Genomic DNA, 16,891 nt, shown 5'->3' on the forward strand with positions numbered 1-16,891 from the left:
GGAGTCCAAGATCTACAAGGAGGGTGGGCGGATGGACGAGTTGGAGCGGTGCCTGCGGGAGCTGGAGCGGGCCGACGTCGTGGCCTTCGGCGGGGTCGGCTTCGCCGGCCAGGTACTGGACGTGACCAGGGCGTTCGACCTGGTCACCGAACGGTTGTCGCCGTCGCTGCGGCCACGCCTGGACCGGCTGCTCGACCGGGGCTCGCCGGCCGGCCGGGTGTACGCAGCGGTTCTGCTCGGCCGGCTCGACCCGCAGGCCGGCCAGGACGCGTGGCAGCGGCTGGCGGGTGACCGTTCCCCGGTCGAGACGTTCGTCGGCTGCCTGCGCAACCGCACCACCGTCGCCGAGTACGCGGCCGCCCGGCCCGAGGGCGAGCCTGCCTGATCCCCCTTCGCCCACGGCCGGGGTGACCGCTTTCCCTGCGCGCCCATGGTCTGACATATTCGCTGCCAGCGGGGATCCGCGCTGCCATCGAGGAGATCACCTTGACCAAGACCGCACTGGTCACCGGGGCCACCGCCGGTATCGGCGCGGCGTTCGCGCGCCGGCTCGCCGTCGAGGGGTACGACCTGGTTCTGGTCGCGCGCGACGAGGCGCGGCTGGGCACGTTCGGCGCCGAGCTGACCGAACGGCACGACGTACGGGTGACTCCCCTGCCGGCCGACCTGTCCACGGCCGAGGGCAGTGACCGGGTCCAGGCCCGGCTCGCCGACCCGGCGGCGCCGGTCGACCTGCTGGTCAACAACGCCGGTATCAGCCTCAACACGCCGTTCCTGCGCTCGACGGTGGCACAGGAGGAGCGGCTGCTGAGGCTGAACGTGCACGCCGTCATGCGGCTCACCCTGGCGGCGCTGCCGGGCATGGTGGAGCGCCGACGGGGCGAGATCGTGAACGTTTCGTCGGTCGCCGGGTTCGGCGCGCCGATGCCCGGGTCGACGTACTCGGCGAGCAAGGCGTGGGTGACGAACTTCAGTCAGTCGATCGCCGAGTCGGTCCGGTCGTCACGGGTACGGGTGATGGCCCTCTGCCCCGGCTACACCCGTACTGAATTTCACGATCGTGCCGGGATAAACATGTCGATGATGCCCGGGTGGTTGTGGCTGAGCGCCGAAGAGGTGGTCCGGGACGGGCTGCGCGATCTACGGCGCGGAAAGATCGTGAGCGTGCCGGACTGGAAGTACAAAGTCGCGGTGTTCGGCATGCGTCATCTTCCGCAGGGGCTGGTACGAACCGTGTCAAAAGATGCACGTGGCCGGCAGTGACCTACCCCGTTTTGCGCAAATTATTCATTTGAACCAATAACATTTGGGATATTTCGGGCGTCTCTACCATACCGGTGCCGACAAGCTGGTCTGATCGCCAAGAAAGCGACGCTCGTCACAACGATATGCGTCAGTATCCGGCGTGTCGTCGGTGTTGTAGTGGCCGTGACTGCCACCAACTGGAAGAATGTGACTGCCGGAATAGTGGGGCGTTCGTGTCCGTCGACCGTGTGACCAGTACGCTTTTCAGCATGACCGAACGTGACGATCTCGGTAAACTCATCACTGAACTAGCTGTGGTAAACGGCCGCGTGAGCTTGTCTTCGGGTGGCGAGGCGGATTTCTATGTGGACCTTCGCCGGATCACCCTTCATCACGCAGCCGCACCACTGGTGGGGCGAGTGATGCTCGATCTCGTCGCGGACTGGGAGTTCGACGTCGTGGGCGGGTTGACGCTGGGTGCTGATCCCGTCGCCACGGCTATGTTGCACGCGGCTGCCGAGCGTGGCCGGGCGGTTGACGCGTGCGTCGTGCGCAAGGCGGAGAAGGTCCATGGCTTGCAGCGGCGGATTGAGGGCCCCGACGTGGCGGGACGTCGGGTGCTCGCCGTCGAGGACACCTCTACCACCGGTAAGAGCGTCATGACGGCGGTGGAGGCGTTCCGGCAGGCAGGAGCCGAGGTGGTGGGCGTGGCGGTGATCGTGGATCGCGGAGCGGGGGATGCCGTTCGGACCGCGGGGCTGAACTACCGCTCAGTATTCTCGCTGACCGACCTCGGCCTTGCGGTCTGAAAAATTGTCGATTCGGACCTGCGGATATGCAGGCGGGTCGATGCTGTTGGTGGAAGGATGGATTTCGTGGGAACTGCGCTGGCCGAGATGACAATGCCTCAGATTTCGCCGCTTGCCGGCGAACCGATCGACCGTGCCGACGCCGAGCGCCTCGCTGGGGTGCTCAAGGCGCTCGCCGACCCGGCCCGACTCAGGCTGCTGAGCCTGATCCAGTCGGCGCCGGAGGGCGAGGCCTGCGTCTGCGACCTGACCGCTCCGCTGGGCCTGTCCCAGCCGACGGTCAGCCACCACCTCCGCATCCTGACCGAGGCTGGACTGCTCGAGCGGGAGAAGCGGGGCGTGTGGGCGTTCTACCGGATCGTTCCGGCTGCGATCGGGACGATTGCCGACCTGCTCACGCCGCCGCGTAAGCGCGCCACCAAGAAGTCGGCGCGCTGACCGGACACCGCGCCCCTGATCCGGGGCGGACGTGAACTACAGCGATGGAGATCCGCGCGACCAGCTCACTCATGTGGGGGGCGAGATGGTCCGCGCGGGTCTCGTCGTCGGCTCCGGCGGCAACCTGTCCGCCCGGGTCCCCGACAGCGGCGACTTCTGGGTCACCGCCGCCGGTACCTGGCTCGACCGGTTGAACCGCGCGGCGTTCGCACGCGTGCGCGTCTCCGACGGCGCCACGGTCCCGACCGCGACGGACGCCCGGCCCGGACCCGCGGCCGGCCCTCCGCCGACCTCCGAACTGCCGCTGCACCTCGCCGTGTACCGGCAGCGCCCCGACGTGGCCGCGATCGTCCACCTGCACCCGCAGACCGTGCTGCTGCTGGACGCCCTCGGGGAGCGGATCCGGCTGGTCACCACCGACCACGCCTTCTACCTGCGCCGGATCGTCACCACCGCGTTCCGGCTGCCGGGCACCGCCGAGCTGGCCGACGACGTCGCGCGCGCAGTCGGCGACGGCACCAACTGCGTGATCCTCTCCCACCACGGCTGCTCCGTGCTGGCCGACAGTGTCGAGCTGGCCCACAAGCGGGCGCTGTACCTGGAGGAGGCGGCCCGGCTGACGTATCAGGCGCTCGTGCTGGGGCGTGGCGACGCACTGCCCGACTGCCCGCCGGAGTTCGTCCGGGCCGTTGAAGCGGGTACCCAGGGCACCGTCTGACCACGCTGGGTGAGGCGGCGGCCGGCGCTGCGTCATCTCGGGTGGCTGTTGCGCCGCGTACCTATCGTGTTCGTTCGATCTACCCCTAAGCTTGCGCCGGAGCCAACGGTCTGAGCAGGGGGAACTGTGGAGCCTCGGCACGCCGCGACCGGGCAGAGACCCGGTGGCCGCTCCATCCGCGGGCCCGTGGGCCTCGGCGTGGTGGTCCTACTCGTCGCCGGCACGGTCGTCGCCGTCCGTGCCGTCACCGCCGGCGCGGCCGGCTGCACCGCCGGGGTGCCCCTGACGGTCGCCGTCAACCCCGACATCTACCCGCCGGTACGTGAGATCGCGGCGCGGTGGGCCGCCACCGACCCACGGGTGGACGACAACTGCATCCGGATCCAGGTCAACCCGGTACCGGCGGCCGACGTCGCGAACGCGCTCGCGGTCCGCGCGGGTGCCGGCGCCTACATCAACGTCGCGGCCAGGCCGGTGCCCACGCCGGCCGACGACGAGGTACCCGCCGTCTGGATCCCCGACTCGAGCTCGTGGACCGGCCGGGTCCGGGCGGTCAACCGGGACGCCTTCGACGACGACTTTGCGTCCGTGGCGACAAGCCCGGTCGTCCTCGCGATGCCGGAGCCGCTCGCCGGGACGGTCACCGGCGGCGCGCCACGCCGGCTGACCGGCCAGGAGGTGGCCGACCTGCTGCGACGCTCGCTGCGCGGGCAGGACAAGGACGTCCGGCTCGGGATCGCAGAGCCTCGTCGGGACGCCGCCGGCCTGGTCGGCGCGGTCCTGACGTACGACGCGGTGGCCACCGGCCCGGCCCAGCTCCCAGCGCTCGTCGGTGCGTACCGCACGGTTGCCGTCGGTGCCGACCGGGCCGCCGTGCTCGCCGGGTTCGGCCAGGGGCAGACGGTGGCCCCGTTGACCGAGCAGGCCGTCGTCGCCCACGACGCCGGTTCGCCCGCCACGCCGCTCGTCGCGGTACCGCTGGATGCCGGGTACGTCCTGGACTACCCGTACGCGCGGGTCGCGGGCAAGCCCCGGGCGGTCGCCCGGGCGGCCGACCTGTTCCGTGCGGCGCTCCAGGCGCCGGCAGCCCGGCAGGTGCTGGCCAGGGCCGCGTTCCGGGACCCGAGCGGCGCGGCGGACGCGGGCTTCCCGACCGGTCACGGCGTCACGGCCGATCCGGTCGCGGGCAATCCGTTGGACGACCCGAAGAAGATCGCCGACGTACTCGGCGTCTGGAGCGCGGCGAAGATCCCGTCCCGGATCGTGTCGTCCACGGACATCACGGCTGCCACGGCCGGGCCGCTGGTACCCGGTGGGCCGCCACTGCTGCAGATCGTGCAGAAGACCCAGCTGGAGGGCCTCAAGCTCTTCACCGATGACAGCGAGATGGCGACCTGGGAGTTCGCGGCCGGGTTGGACGGCGGCCGGGCCTACCGCGAGAAGGTGCCGATGGGGCAGCTCGGCGCGGTGCAACGCGACAAGATCAACCTTGGCATCATGAGCAGCCAGTCGGTGCCGACGACCGAGCGGGGGCTCTACGAGACGGTGCTCGCCGGGTACCGGGCGGTCCGGGACGGCTGGGACCCGGACCGCTCGAACACCGTGCTGGTGTTCACCAGCGGCGGCAACACCAAGCCCGACGGGCTCACACTCGACGACGTCCAGCTCGAACTGGAGAAACTGACCGACCCGACCAAACCGATCCGGGTGGTGCTGCTGGGCTTCGGGCCGGAGGTCAACCTCGACGAGCTGAACGCCATCGCGAAGACCTCCGGGGGCAAGGCCTTCAAGGTGGAGCGCCCGGAGGAGATCGGTTCGATCTTCCTCGAGGCGCTCCTGCGTAGCTGAACCGTCAGACCTCGTCGCGGCGCGGGGCGACCGGCTCGCGGCGGGCCGTGGCGGCCTCGTGCCGCCCGGCCGCGGCCCGGTTACGCCGGCGCTCGGCATAGCCGCGACCGGTCTCGATCATGATCGGGATCGCTGACAGCACCACGATCAGCAGCGTGACCGGGATGATGTACGAGTCGATCTTCTCCGGCGGGATCACGTTGGTGATCTGCTTGGCCAGGGCCCAGCCGGCCAGGATGATCCCGTCGGTCCACAGGATGCCGCCGATCACGTTCCAGATGAAGAACTCCCGGGCGGGCATCCGCAGGACGCCGGCGACCGGGTTGAGGAACGTGCGCACGATCGGGATGAACCGCGCGAGCACGACCGCCTTCGCCGGCCCGTACTTGTTGAAGTAGTACTCCGCCTTCTCCACGTACTCCTGCTTGAACAGCCGCGAGTTGGGGCGTGCGAACAGCGGCCGGCCGTAGCGCGCCCCGAGCCAGTGCCCGACCTGGGCGCCCGCGATCGCGCAGAGCGGCGTGACCAGCAGCATCCAGCCCAGCGAGAGCTTGACCTTGACGATCTCCTCCGCCACCGGGGAGGCCGCGATCCCGGCCAGGAACAGCAGCGAGTCACCGGGCAGGAAGAAGCCGACCATCAGGCCGGTCTCGGCGAACATGATCACCCAGATGCCGACCAGGCCGAACGTCTTGAGCAGGCCCTTGGCATCGAGCGGGTTGAGCGAAAGGGTGTCGCTCAAGGCACGTGTCTTCTCGGCGGTATCCACGGGCAACCAGGTTACCGGTGGTATGCCCGTACCGGGTGGTCCGGTTCATCCGATCCGGGGCCATCCCGCCGCGCGGCCGGATACCCGCGCCGCCCGGCCGGATACCCGTCGTCGCGAGGCCGGCGCGGGCGTAGCGTGGGAGCCGTGGCGGCTGACACGCTCAGCCTGGATGACCCGTACACGGTGCCCACGAGGTACTGGCACCGGCTCGCCGACGGGCGGATCCAGTGCGACGTCTGCCCCCGGGCCTGCAAGTTGCACGAGGGCCAGCGCGGCCTGTGCTTCGTGCGCGGCCGGGTCGACGACCGGGTGGTGCTGGCCAGCTACGGCCGATCCAGCGGGTTCTGCGTCGATCCGATCGAGAAGAAGCCGCTCAACCACTTCCTGCCCGGCTCGGCGGTGCTGTCGTTCGGTACCGCGGGCTGCAACCTGGCCTGCCGCTTCTGCCAGAACTGGGACATCTCCAAGTCCCGGGAGATCGACACGCTCACCTCGGCCGCGGCGCCGTCGGCGCTGGCCGCGACGGCCGAGCACCTCGGCTGCCGCAGCGTCGCGTTCACCTACAACGACCCGGTGATCTTCATCGAGTACGCGATGGACGTGGCCGACGCCTGCCGGGAGCGCGGGATCAGGGCGGTGGCGGTGAGCGCCGGGTACATGAATCCGGCACCGCGCGCGGAGTTCTACCGGCACATGGACGCGGCCAACATCGACCTCAAGGGCTTCACCGAGTCCTTCTACCAAAAGATCACGTTCTCGAAGCTTCCGGTCGTACTGGAGACGCTGGAGTACCTGCGCGGCACCGACGTGTGGTTCGAGATCACCACGCTGCTCATCCCCGGCCACAACGACTCCGACGCCGAGATCGCGGACGAGTGCGCCTGGCTCGCCGAGCACCTCGGTCCGGACGTGCCGCTGCACTTCACCGCGTTCCACCCCGACTTCAAGATGCGCGACGTCCCGCCCACGCCACCGGCGACCCTGCGCCGGGCCCGGCACATCGCGCGGGAGCACGGCCTGCGCTACGTCTACACCGGCAACGTGCACGACCCGGAGGGCCAGACCACCACCTGCCCGGGCTGCCACCAGCCGGTCGTGGTGCGTGACTGGTACGTCATCGACGACTACCGGCTGACCGACGACGGCCGGTGCACCGCCTGCGGTACCGCCCTGCCGGGCCGGTTCGACGGCCCGGTCGGCGCGTGGGGGCCACGGCGGGTACCGGTGCGGTTGGGGCTGTGATGGCGCTGCGCCCCCGTACTGCCGTCACCACCGTGCGTCCGCCCGCGGTCGCCGGGCTGTTCTACCCGGCCGACCCACGGGAACTCGCCGCCGAGATCGATGACCTGCTCGAGGCGGTCGCCGTACCGGACGACGACGTGCTGGCGCCGGCGTACGTGGTACCGCACGCCGGTTACCGGTACTCCGGCCCGACCGCGGCGCAGGTGTACGCCCGGCTGCGTGCCCACGCCGCCGAGGTGGACCGCGTGGTCGTGGCCGGCCCGTCGCACCGGCAACCGGTACGGGGCTGCGTCGTCCCCGGTGCCCAGCGGTGGGACACCCCGCTCGGCGGGCTGCCGGTCGACCGGCGCGCCGAGAGCCTGGCGTCGGCCGGGTACGCGGCCGTCGACGACGTTCCGCACGCCGCCGAGCACTCCCTTGAGGTGCAACTGCCGTTCCTGCGGCGGGCGCTGGGCGAGGTACCGGTGCTGCCGGTCGTGGTCGGCCGGGCCGAGCCGGCCGACGTGGCCGACGCGGTCCGGGCCGCCGTCGCGCCGGACCCGGCCGGCACGGTCGTCCTGTGCAGCACCGACCTGTCGCACTACCTGCCCGACGAACGGGCCCGCCGGCACGACCGGCAGACCCTCCGGGCGGTCGACGACCTGGCCGCCGACGCCATCGGGGTGTCCGACGCGTGCGGCGTGTTCGCACTGCGCGGCCTGGTGGAGTGGGCTCGCCGTGACGACCTGCGGGCGCGGCTGCTGGACTACTCGACCAGCGCCGAGAGCACCGGCGACCCGACCCGGGTGGTCGGCTACGCCGCCATCGCCTTCGCGCCGGACTAGGACCGCCGGATCAGGACCCAGGATCGCCGGATCAGGACCCAGGGCCGCCGGACCAGGACCCAGGGCCGCCGGACCGGGGGTAGGGTCGCCGGACCGGGGTCCGGCCGGGCGTTGCCGTACACCTCCGTGAGAGCCCACGGCCGGACCTGTCGACGGGGAATTGACGGCGGGTGCAACAGAGCGGCGGACTCGGCCCGTCTATGAGGTGAGGCCTTCGGAGGTACGCGTGACATATGAGGAGTTCGTCCGCTCCCGGTTGCAGGCGCTGCTGCGCTACGCCGTCATGCTCACCGGCGATCCGCACACCGCCCAGGACCTGGTCCAGGAGACCATGATCCGGGTACAGCTGAAGTGGCGCCGGGTGTCGAGGGCCGACCAGCCCGAGCGGTACGTGCAGCGGATGCTCACCAACGCATACATCGACCTGCGTCGGGGCTCCTGGCTGCGACTGGTGACCCTGCGGGCGGACCCGGACGAGCCGCGCGAACGCACCGGCGACCACGCGGAACGGACGGCCGCGCGGGACGAGATGTGGGCGCTGCTGGCCCGGCTGCCACGCCGCCAGCGCGCCGCCCTGGTACTGCGCTACTACGAGGGCCTCGGTGACGGTGAGATCGCCGAGGTTCTCGGTTGTGCCGTCGGTACGGTGCGCGCGCACGTCTCGCGCGCGCTCGCGACGCTACGGACCCGGATGGTGCCCGCCATGGCTGTCAGTGGGGATGCGAAGTGATGATCGAAGACGAACTGCGGACCACCTTCGCCCGGCACGAGGACCTGGTACCGGACGCGGCGCTGCTCGGCCCCGCCATCGACGCGGGCGTCCGGCGGGTGCGGCGGCGGCGCGCGGTGTGGACGTCGGTCACGGCGGCGTGCGCGGCGCTCGTCGTGACGGCCGGGCCGGTCCTGGTGCCCCACCTGCTCCGCGACCGGTACGCGCCCGGGGTCGGGACCGCGGCCGGCGGGGGGACCCGCGCCGCGGCCGTCACCGGCCCGCTCAACCTCCTCGTCCTCGGGCTGGACCGGAGGCCGGGTCAGGCGGCGGCCGATCCGGTCCGGGCCGACACGATCATGATCATGCACATCCCGGCGTCGCATGATCGCGGGTACCTCGTCTCCATCCCCCGTGACCTGCTGGTCGACATCCCCGGTCACGGCCGGGACAAGATCAACGCGGCGTACGCGTTCGGTGGCGCGGACCTCGCCCGGAAGGCCGTGGAGAACCTGACCGGGCTGACCGTCGACGGCACCGCCGAGATGCGGTTCGAGGGGCTCAGCCGGCTCACCGACGCGCTCGGCGGCGTACCGATGTGTCTCGACCAGCGCGTGGTGTCGATCCACACGGACCGGGTGTTCGAGCCAGGGTGCCAGCGACTGTCCGGCGACCAGGCGCTCGACCTGCTGCGCCAGCGGTACGGGTTGCCCGGTGGCGCGCTCGACCGCGACCGGCACGCCCGGCAGTTCATCGCGGCGCTGCTCGACGAGGCCGGCCACACCGACCTGCTGACCAACCCGGTGACGCTGGACCGGGTCCTCCGCGCCGTCGGCGACGCGATGACGCTCACCCTGCCGCGTTTCGAGCTGGTCGACCTGGTCGCGGAGCTGCGCGACCTGCCCGACACCCGTCTGGACGGCGACGAGGTGCCGGTCGTCCAGGACGAGCAGTCCGGTGTCTCGGCCCTGACGGCCACGCCCAAGGCCGCCGAGCTGTTCGCCGCGCTCCGCGACGACAACATCGACCGGTGGCTGGCCCACAGGCAGTTGATGATGGCTTCCCCGTCCGCAACCCCGATGATCGTCGTCCCGGACGGAGGCCCGACGAGGTAGGGCCCCGTCGACCGGCGTCCGGGGCAGTGCTCGGAGGACCGGCGGCCGGGACCGGACTCCGACGACGTGGACCCCGGCATAGACAATGGTGCGATGGCCCGACGACTTGTGGTGATCGGCGGGAACGCCGCCGGGATGTCCGCCGCCTCCCAGGCCCGCCGCCGCCGTGGCCGCGACGACCTGGAGATCGTGGTCTTCGAGCGGGGCCACTTCACCTCGTACTCCTCCTGCGGCATCCCGTACTGGGTGGGTGGTCTGGTCGACGGCCCCGACCACCTCGTGGCGCGGTCCCCCGCCACGTTCCGCGACGAGTACGCCATGGACGTCCGGCTGCGCCACGAGGTCGTCGCGATCGACCTGGACGGCCGCCAGGTCGTCGCGCGCGATCTCGACCGCGGTGGGGAAACCGTCCACGAGCGGTTCGACGACCTGGTGTACGCGCCGGGCGCGGTTCCGGTACGCCCGGAGTGGGCCGACGGCGAGCCGCCGGGTGTGTTCGGCGTGCAGACCCTCGACGACGGCGCGGCCCTGATGACCTGGCTGGACTCCGATCCCCGGCCGCGGGAGGCGGTCGTCGTCGGCGCCGGCTACATCGGCGTCGAGATGGCCGAGGCGCTGGTCCGGCGGGGCCTGCGGGTGACGATCGTCGAGCGGGCCAGCGAGCCGATGTCGACCGTCGACCCCGACATGGGCGCGTTGGTGCGCGAGGCGGTCGAGGGTCTGGGGATCGCGGTGCGTACCGGGGTCACGGTGGGTGGCCTGCGCGAGCGCGACGGCCGGGTGTCGGGCGTGGTCACCGACGCCGGCGTGCTACCGGCCGACGTGGTGGTCCTGGGCCTGGGCGTACGCCCGGCCACCGACCTGGCGCGGGCGGCCGGGCTCCCGGTCGGCCGCACCGGCGGGGTCGTCACCGACCTGCGGATGCGCGTGACCGAGGGGGTGTGGGCGGCGGGTGACTGCGTCGAGACGGTGCACCGGGTGAGCGGGCGACCGGTGCACGTGCCGCTGGGCACCCACGCCAACAAGCAGGGCCGGGTCGCCGGGATCAACATCGGTGGCGGGTACGCGACGTTCCCCGGAGTGGTCGGCACGGCCGTGACGAAGGTGTGCGACCTGGAGGTGGGGCGTGCCGGCCTGCGGGAGCGCGACGCCACGGCGGCCGGCTACGAGTACGTGACCGCGGTCGTGACCTCGACCAACCGGGCCGGCTACTTCCCGGGCGCGGAGCAGATGACGGTCAAGCTGCTCGCGGAGCGGCGTACCGGCCTGCTGCTGGGCGCCCAGATCGTCGGCCGGTCCGAGGCCGCCAAGCGGATCGACGTCCTGGCCACCGCGCTGTGGCACCGGACCACGGTGGAGGAGATGACCGCCCTGGACCTCGGGTACGCGCCGCCGTACGCCCCGGTCTGGGACCCGGTGTTGGTCGCGGCCCGCAAGGCGGCCGTCGCCGTGGAGACGGCCGACGACCCCGCGTAGCGGCCGGTCACCGGTCGTAGTCGTCGTCGAACTCTACGGTCTGCGCCTGTTCGACCGCGTCGCCCTCGCTGGCCTCGAAGGGCACCCGCGGCCGGTCCGGTTCGTGGCCGGGGACGGCCAGCAGCGCCTGCTCGATCGCGTCGCCCTCGCTGGCGTCGAGCGGCACGTGCGGGCGCTCCGGCAGGTCCTCCGGGTGTACGGGCATCGTCTGCTCGAACGCGTCCGCCGGCGGCGCCTCCAGGTCCTCGGTCGCCGGCGCGGGGATGTCGTCGCCGTTGCCGTCGCCCGGGAAGACCTCGTCAGACTGCGTCATGGTTGCCTCCACCGCTCGTCCCATTCATACGGTACGCACCAGACACGGGCTGGCGCTCTCCGAACCGGCCGATACCCACCCGGTGGTTGCCGGAGCCGTTGAGTTGCCCGGGTCGGCGCGCGGTCGGCGGGAGTGCTGCGGGATACTGCGGGTCGAGGACAGCGGGGTCCCCCGACGGACCTGAGAGCCAAGGAGCACCGCAATGCCCATCGCTTCGCCAGATGCCTACGCCGAGATGCTCGACCGCGCCAAGGCCGGTGCGTTCGCGTACCCGGCGATCAACGTCACCTCGTCGCAGACGCTGAACGCCGCGCTACGCGGCTTCGCCGAGGCCGAGAGCGACGGCATCGTCCAGGTATCGACCGGGGGTGCCGAGTACCTGTCCGGCCCGACCGTCAAGGACATGGTCACCGGCGCCGCCGCGTTCGCCGCGTACGCCCGCGAGGTCGCCAAGAAGTACCCGGTGACCGTCGCCCTGCACACCGACCACTGCCCGAAGGACAAGCTGGACAAGTTCGTCCGGCCGCTGCTGGCGATCTCCGCCGACCGGGTGGCGCGCGGCGAGGACCCGCTGTTCCAGTCGCACATGTGGGACGGCTCGGCGGTGCCGCTGCAGGAGAACCTGCAGATCGCCGAGGAACTGCTCGGCGAGGCCGCCGCCGCGAAGGTGGTCCTCGAGGTCGAGGTCGGGGTCGTCGGCGGTGAGGAGGACGGCATCGTCGGCGCGATCGACGAGAAGCTGTACACCACCGTCGATGACGGGCTCGCCCTCGTCGAGGCGCTCGGGCTGGGCGAGAAGGGCCGCTACATGGCGGCGCTGACGTTCGGCAACGTGCACGGCGTCTACAAGCCGGGCAACGTGAAGCTGCGGCCGGAGATCCTCAAGGAGATCCAGGAGGCGATCGGCAAGAAGTACGGCCGGGAGAAGCCGCTCTACCTGGTGTTCCACGGCGGTTCCGGCTCGCTGCTGGAGGAGATCCGGGCGGCGCTGGACTACGGCGTGGTGAAGATGAACATCGACACCGACACCCAGTACGCGTTCACCCGCCCGGTCGCCGACCACATGTTCCGCAAGTACGACGGCGTGCTGAAGGTCGACGGCGAGGTCGGCGACAAGAAGTCGTACGACCCGCGCACGTGGGGCAAGGCGGCCGAGGAGGGCATGGCCAAGCGGGTCGTGGAGGCCTGCCAGCACCTGCGCTCGGTCGGCACGAGCATGAGCAAGTGATTTCCGGCGATCTTGGACACGTGGACCGCCCACGGCCGGTCCACGTGTCCAAGATCGCGGTCAGGGGGCGGCGGTCAGCAGCGCCACCGCCTCGGCCACGTCGTCGGTGACGTGGATCAGGCCGCTCAGGTCACCGACCGGCGCGTTCGCCAGCAGCGGTTCGAGCAGTGCGCGTACCGGCAGTCGCTGCGTCCAGTACGCCGTGTCGAGGAAGACGTACGGCCCGCTGACCCCGTCGGTGGCGTAGAACGTCTTCGTCGCCGCCTGGAAGATCTCCTGAACTGTGCCGGCCCAGCCCGGCGCGAAGACGATGCCGCCGCGGGACAGTCGCAGGATCGTGTCCTCCCGGATGGCGTTGGAGAAGTACTTGGCGATCCGGGCGGCGAACAGGTTCGCCGGTTCGTGCCCGTACAGCCAGGTCGGTATCGACAGGCCGCCGTGCCGCGCCCAGCCGAGACCGCCGTCGGAATCCGCCGCGAAGTCGGCGCGGACCTTGAGCGCGGCGGCGGTGTACGGGTCGTGGTCGCGGAAGTCCGGCGCGGCGGCGAGCGTGTCGACCGCGGCGGCGAGGTCCTCGGTGGTGCGTTCGGCCAGGAAGGCGCCCAGGTTCGCGGCCTCCATCACGCCGGGCCCACCGCCGGTGACGACCAGCCGGTCGGCCCGCGCCAGCTCCCGGCCCAGCGTCGCGGCCAGCCGGTAGGTCGTCGAGCCGCGCAGCACCGCATGCCCACCCATCACCCCGATCGCGGCAGACCGCCCGTGTGCGCCCACCCAGCTGTCGGTGGTGGCGGCCAGTGCGTTGTCGATCCCGCTGTCGTGCAGCCGCTGCACCAGTGCCTCGCGTGGCGCCGGCTGCGCACCGCCCGCCGCGCGGAAGTGGTGGTAGACGACCGTGTCGTACATGCTGTCGAAACCGCCCCGGGCGAACCCGGCCGCGAGGTCGTCCGGTGTGTACAGCCGCCCCGGGTGCGTCGGGTACGGCACGCCGTCGAACGACGGCACCACGAGAGCGCCGCGACGGACCAGGTCGGCGCTGACCTCCGGCGAGGCGAACCGGCAGCCGACGAAGAGCGCGTCGCGCACGTCCACGCTGGACAGCGCCGCCGTCGCAGCCGTGCCGTCGAGGTCCAGGTCCAGGATCACGAGGCCGCCGAGGGTACCGGCGGACAGGTGTATCTCGAGTTCGGCGCGCGTCTCGATCTCGTGCGGGGTGTCGTCGTGGAGCGCGATGACATCGGTGGGTGGTGGTGTCGGCACCCGGTCATCCTGCCGTAGTCGCCGGTGGATGTGGTGGAGCGGCGGTGGGCACAGTATCCGTAGGCGTGACGAATACCTCAGCCCTTCAGCCATCGACGCCGCCGGCCCAGGAGTTGAATGGCGACATGCAGAACCTGCTACCACCACCGCCGCCCACGCTGCTGCCCGCCGACCAGGACGCCGACGCGGCGCTCGACGCCGCTGGGGCGGGTGACGACGACACCGTCCCGGCCGGTGCGGATCGCGGCTGGTCGGACCTGAAGGCGGTCGCGGCCAGGTTCCCCACCTACAGCGCCGCCTGGGCCCGCCTCGGTGACCTGGCACTCGCCGCCGGTGACCCGGTCACCGCGTACGCGTACGCCCGGACCGGCTACCACCGGGGGCTGGACCAACTGCGTCGCAACGGGTGGCGCGGGCACGGCCCGGTACCGTGGTCGCACGTCCCCAACCAGGGCTTCCTGCGCTGCGTGAACGTCCTTGCCCTGGCCGCCGACGCGATCGGCGAGTCCGACGAGGCGGCGCGCTGCGCCCAACTGCTGCGCGACTGCGATCCGGCCGCCGGGGACGCCCTGTCCAGCTGACCGGCCGTTCGATCGTCGCCGTGATCGTCACGGCGCCATGATCGTTGGCGCCATGATCGTCACACCTTCCGGGACGTTGTGGTCTCACGGGTAGCCGTAGGACCACAACGCCCCGGACGTTGTGTTGGTCTAGAGGCCCTCGGCGACCGCTGCCGCGATCTTCAGCCAGGCCATCCTCGTCTGCGAGGACAGCCCGTTGTACCGCAGCGGCTCGCCCGAGTCGATCAGCCGCTCGTACGGCGCCAGCAGCACCCGGCGGGTACGCGCCTGGAAGTGCTGCTCGATCGCCGGGATGTCGAGCTCCCGCCGGCTCGGCGGCATCGACACCACCGTGACGGCCTGCCGAACCAGTCGCTGCAGACCCTGTTGTTCCAGGTAGTCCAGCATCCGGGCGGCGGTCTCCGCGGAGTCGTTACGGGCCGACATGGTCACGACGAGCTGGTCGGTCGCGTCGATCGCGGCCTGCCAGTTCTCGGCCCGTACGTTGTTGCCGGTGTCGACGAAGATCAGCTTGTAGAACCGGCTGACGATCTCACGGATGTCGGCGAAAGCCGCGGCGGTGAGCATCTCACCCGCGGTTGCCGACTCGTCGGAGGCGAGCACGTCGAACATGCCCTCGCCCTGCGCCCGTACGTACTGCGACAGGTCACCGACCCGGCCGTGGGCGCCCTGGAAGTTGTCCAGGTCGCGCAGCAGGTCCCGCACGGTTCGGGAGTGGAAGTCCTGCTGGGCGCGCATGCCGAGGGTGCCCTGCGTCTCGTTGTTGTCCCAGGCCAGCACGTACCCGCCGCGCCGCTGGCCGAAGGTCATCGCCAGCAGCAGTACCGCCATGGTCTTGCCCGCGCCGCCCTTGGGGTTGACGACCGTGACCTGGCGCAGCCCGCCGAAGTTGCGGCGCACCGTCTCGATCTCGTGGCGGATCTCCTGCTCGTGCCGCCCGGGGCCGAGGTTGACCATGCCGAACGTGGACTTGCGGAGCATTCCCCGGACACCCATGGTGGCGACCGGCTCCACCGGGCGCGCCGCGCGCCGGCGGGCGAAGTCCTCCGCGGTGACGGTGCCGTCGGGGGCCCAGTCCGGTGGCGCGGGCGGGGCCGGTCGCTCGACCGGCGGATATCCCGGCGTCTGGTAGACCCCGGGCGCCGGCGAGTGCGGCACCGGCGTCGGTGGTGCCGGCGGCGGGGGCAGCGGCGCGGAGCCGGCCTGGTACGGCGCACCGCCGGACGGCGGGTGCAGAGCGGGGTACCCGGCGGGCGCGCCGGGCGGCACAGGCGGACCTGCCGGCACCGGTCCCGACGGCGGCGCGGGGTTTACCGGTGCCGCCGGATGCGCCGGCGTTGCCCACGCCGGGGGCACGGGAACCGGCCCAGAAGCGGGAGCCGGTGGCGCGGGAGGTACCGGCGTGGCCGGTGCCGGGGGCGCGGGAGGTGCCGGTTGTACCGCGGGCGCCGGAGGCGGGTCCGCGGGCCGGTAGATGCCCGGCCCGAACGAGATCTGCGGCTTGGTGGGTGGTTCGCCGGGGCTGGCCGGTGCGGATGCCGCGGCCGGTCCGGTCGCGGTCGCCGGCGCCGGTGGAGCGGCCGCCGGCCCCGGCGCCGGGGGCACCGATGGGACCGGTCCCGCGGACGCGGGAGGCACCGAGCCCGGAGCGGGAGGCGCGGGAGGTACCGAGCCCGGAGCGGGAGGCGCGGGAGGTACCGAGATCGGCGCGGCGGGCGACCCGGCGGGCGAGGGTTCGGGCACGGGTGAGGGTTCGGGCCCGGGCGACCCGGCGGGCGCGGAGACGGCCGCGGCGGGCTGCCCGGGCCAGCGTGGCAGCGGAGGTTCCGGTGCCGCCGGTACGCCCGGTCGGCCGTTACCGCCGGGGACGGTCTCCGGCCGCGTGGGTGCCGGCGCCGGCGGCTGCGTCCATGGCGAGCCGAGGTGCTCGTCGCGCGAGTGCGCCGGTGCGAACGCCGGGGTGGTGGGGTCTATCGTCACCGGCTGGCCGTGTACGGCGGCCGGCGGCTGACCGGATGGCGGGGTAGGAGACGGGTGACCGGGCGCGGCCGGGGCTGGCTGGTCCCGTGGTGGCCCGCCGCGGTCATCCCTGGACGACGCGACGTTCTCATCCGGCGGCCAGAACGGCTCTTCCATGGCGTACCCCCCTTCTCAAACCACTGCAGAGTCTCGCATGGTTTTGAATACGTCACCGCGTTGCCCGAGGCACGCCGGCCCAAACCAGGCATGCACCGGCCCAAACCAGGCATGCACCGGCCCAAACCAGGCATGCACCGGCCGGACCAGCCGGCGGCGTGGCCTGGACGGCGCGGGAGAGGC

At 71.8% G+C, this 16,891-nt stretch carries 17 protein-coding genes; 13 read left to right on the plus strand and 4 right to left on the minus strand.

Going from position 1 to position 16,891, the window contains the following annotated elements; all coding sequences use genetic code 11:
- Window positions 1-31 precede the first annotated feature (31 nt).
- The 6 genes from ACNTMW_RS11000 (at window position 32) to ACNTMW_RS11025 (ending at window position 5,058) form a co-directional block, all read left to right on the plus strand.
- A complete protein-coding gene (locus ACNTMW_RS11000) occupies window positions 32-385 on the plus strand; it encodes a hypothetical protein (RefSeq protein ID WP_426633333.1) in 354 nt (117 codons plus the stop codon).
- A 95-nt stretch (window positions 386-480) separates the two neighbouring features.
- Window positions 481-1,263 (plus strand): SDR family NAD(P)-dependent oxidoreductase, encoded by a 783-nt coding sequence (locus ACNTMW_RS11005; RefSeq protein ID WP_426633452.1) that lies wholly within the window; start codon window positions 481-483, stop codon window positions 1,261-1,263.
- A 251-nt stretch (window positions 1,264-1,514) separates the two neighbouring features.
- Window positions 1,515-2,054 (plus strand): orotate phosphoribosyltransferase, encoded by a 540-nt coding sequence (pyrE, locus tag ACNTMW_RS11010; protein ID WP_426633334.1) that lies wholly within the window; start codon window positions 1,515-1,517, stop codon window positions 2,052-2,054.
- A 57-nt stretch (window positions 2,055-2,111) separates the two neighbouring features.
- Window positions 2,112-2,492, plus strand: a complete 381-nt coding sequence (locus tag ACNTMW_RS11015) for an ArsR/SmtB family transcription factor (RefSeq protein WP_168074893.1) — start codon at window positions 2,112-2,114, stop codon at window positions 2,490-2,492.
- A gap of 31 nt (window positions 2,493-2,523) precedes the next feature.
- Complete coding sequence (locus tag ACNTMW_RS11020; protein ID WP_426633336.1) at window positions 2,524-3,210, plus strand: class II aldolase/adducin family protein; 687 nt, start codon at window positions 2,524-2,526, stop codon at window positions 3,208-3,210.
- A 198-nt stretch (window positions 3,211-3,408) separates the two neighbouring features.
- The gene (locus tag ACNTMW_RS11025) at window positions 3,409-5,058 is read left to right on the plus strand and encodes a substrate-binding and VWA domain-containing protein (RefSeq protein ID WP_426633337.1); all 1,650 of its coding nucleotides are present in this window, start codon (window positions 3,409-3,411) and stop codon (window positions 5,056-5,058) included.
- Window positions 5,059-5,062: 4 nt separating this feature from the next.
- On the opposite strand, the gene ACNTMW_RS11030 is transcribed toward ACNTMW_RS11025, so the two are convergent.
- Window positions 5,063-5,800 (minus strand): DedA family protein, encoded by a 738-nt coding sequence (locus ACNTMW_RS11030; protein WP_426633338.1) that lies wholly within the window; start codon window positions 5,798-5,800, stop codon window positions 5,063-5,065.
- 171 nt (window positions 5,801-5,971) lie between these two features.
- On the opposite strand from ACNTMW_RS11030, the gene amrS reads away from it, so the two are divergent.
- From amrS to ACNTMW_RS11055, 5 genes are all read left to right on the plus strand, one after another.
- Complete coding sequence (gene amrS, locus ACNTMW_RS11035; protein ID WP_426633339.1) at window positions 5,972-7,069, plus strand: AmmeMemoRadiSam system radical SAM enzyme; 1,098 nt, start codon at window positions 5,972-5,974, stop codon at window positions 7,067-7,069.
- 32 nt (window positions 7,070-7,101) lie between these two features.
- The gene (amrB, locus tag ACNTMW_RS11040) at window positions 7,102-7,893 is read left to right on the plus strand and encodes an AmmeMemoRadiSam system protein B (RefSeq protein WP_426633340.1); all 792 of its coding nucleotides are present in this window, start codon (window positions 7,102-7,104) and stop codon (window positions 7,891-7,893) included.
- Window positions 7,894-8,119: 226 nt separating this feature from the next.
- Window positions 8,120-8,623 (plus strand): SigE family RNA polymerase sigma factor, encoded by a 504-nt coding sequence (locus tag ACNTMW_RS11045; RefSeq protein ID WP_426633341.1) that lies wholly within the window; start codon window positions 8,120-8,122, stop codon window positions 8,621-8,623.
- The gene (locus tag ACNTMW_RS11050) at window positions 8,623-9,717 is read left to right on the plus strand and encodes an LCP family protein (RefSeq protein ID WP_426633342.1); all 1,095 of its coding nucleotides are present in this window, start codon (window positions 8,623-8,625) and stop codon (window positions 9,715-9,717) included. Before ACNTMW_RS11045 ends, ACNTMW_RS11050 begins: the two co-directional genes overlap by 1 nt.
- A 93-nt stretch (window positions 9,718-9,810) precedes the next feature.
- Window positions 9,811-11,193: an FAD-dependent oxidoreductase gene (locus tag ACNTMW_RS11055; RefSeq protein WP_426633343.1), complete on the plus strand. Its 1,383-nt coding sequence runs from the start codon at window positions 9,811-9,813 to the stop codon at window positions 11,191-11,193.
- 7 nt (window positions 11,194-11,200) lie between these two features.
- Here ACNTMW_RS11055 and ACNTMW_RS11060 read toward each other — a convergent pair whose 3' ends face one another.
- Window positions 11,201-11,506, minus strand: coding sequence for a hypothetical protein (locus ACNTMW_RS11060; RefSeq protein WP_426633344.1), 306 nt, complete (start codon window positions 11,504-11,506; stop codon window positions 11,201-11,203).
- A gap of 202 nt (window positions 11,507-11,708) precedes the next feature.
- Here ACNTMW_RS11060 and fbaA point away from each other — a divergent pair, with 202 nt between their 5' ends.
- Window positions 11,709-12,734, plus strand: coding sequence for a class II fructose-bisphosphate aldolase (gene fbaA / locus ACNTMW_RS11065; RefSeq protein WP_426633345.1), 1,026 nt, complete (start codon window positions 11,709-11,711; stop codon window positions 12,732-12,734).
- A gap of 60 nt (window positions 12,735-12,794) precedes the next feature.
- Here the strand turns inward: fbaA and ACNTMW_RS11070 are convergent, their stop codons facing one another.
- A complete protein-coding gene (locus ACNTMW_RS11070) occupies window positions 12,795-13,991 on the minus strand; it encodes an LOG family protein (RefSeq protein WP_426633346.1) in 1,197 nt (398 codons plus the stop codon).
- Between the two features lie 125 nt (window positions 13,992-14,116).
- Between ACNTMW_RS11070 and ACNTMW_RS11075 the strand changes: the two genes are divergently transcribed.
- On the plus strand, window positions 14,117-14,572 hold the full coding sequence (locus tag ACNTMW_RS11075; protein ID WP_426633453.1) for a DUF3151 domain-containing protein: 456 nt from the start codon (window positions 14,117-14,119) through the stop codon (window positions 14,570-14,572).
- A 129-nt stretch (window positions 14,573-14,701) separates the two neighbouring features.
- On the opposite strand, the gene ACNTMW_RS11080 is transcribed toward ACNTMW_RS11075, so the two are convergent.
- Window positions 14,702-16,708 (minus strand): MinD/ParA family ATP-binding protein, encoded by a 2,007-nt coding sequence (locus ACNTMW_RS11080; protein ID WP_426633347.1) that lies wholly within the window; start codon window positions 16,706-16,708, stop codon window positions 14,702-14,704.
- Between the last annotated feature and the right edge of the window lie 183 nt (window positions 16,709-16,891).

It is taken from the genome of Planosporangium spinosum (genome assembly GCF_049999945.1).
Classification (GTDB): domain Bacteria; phylum Actinomycetota; class Actinomycetes; order Mycobacteriales; family Micromonosporaceae; genus Planosporangium; species Planosporangium spinosum.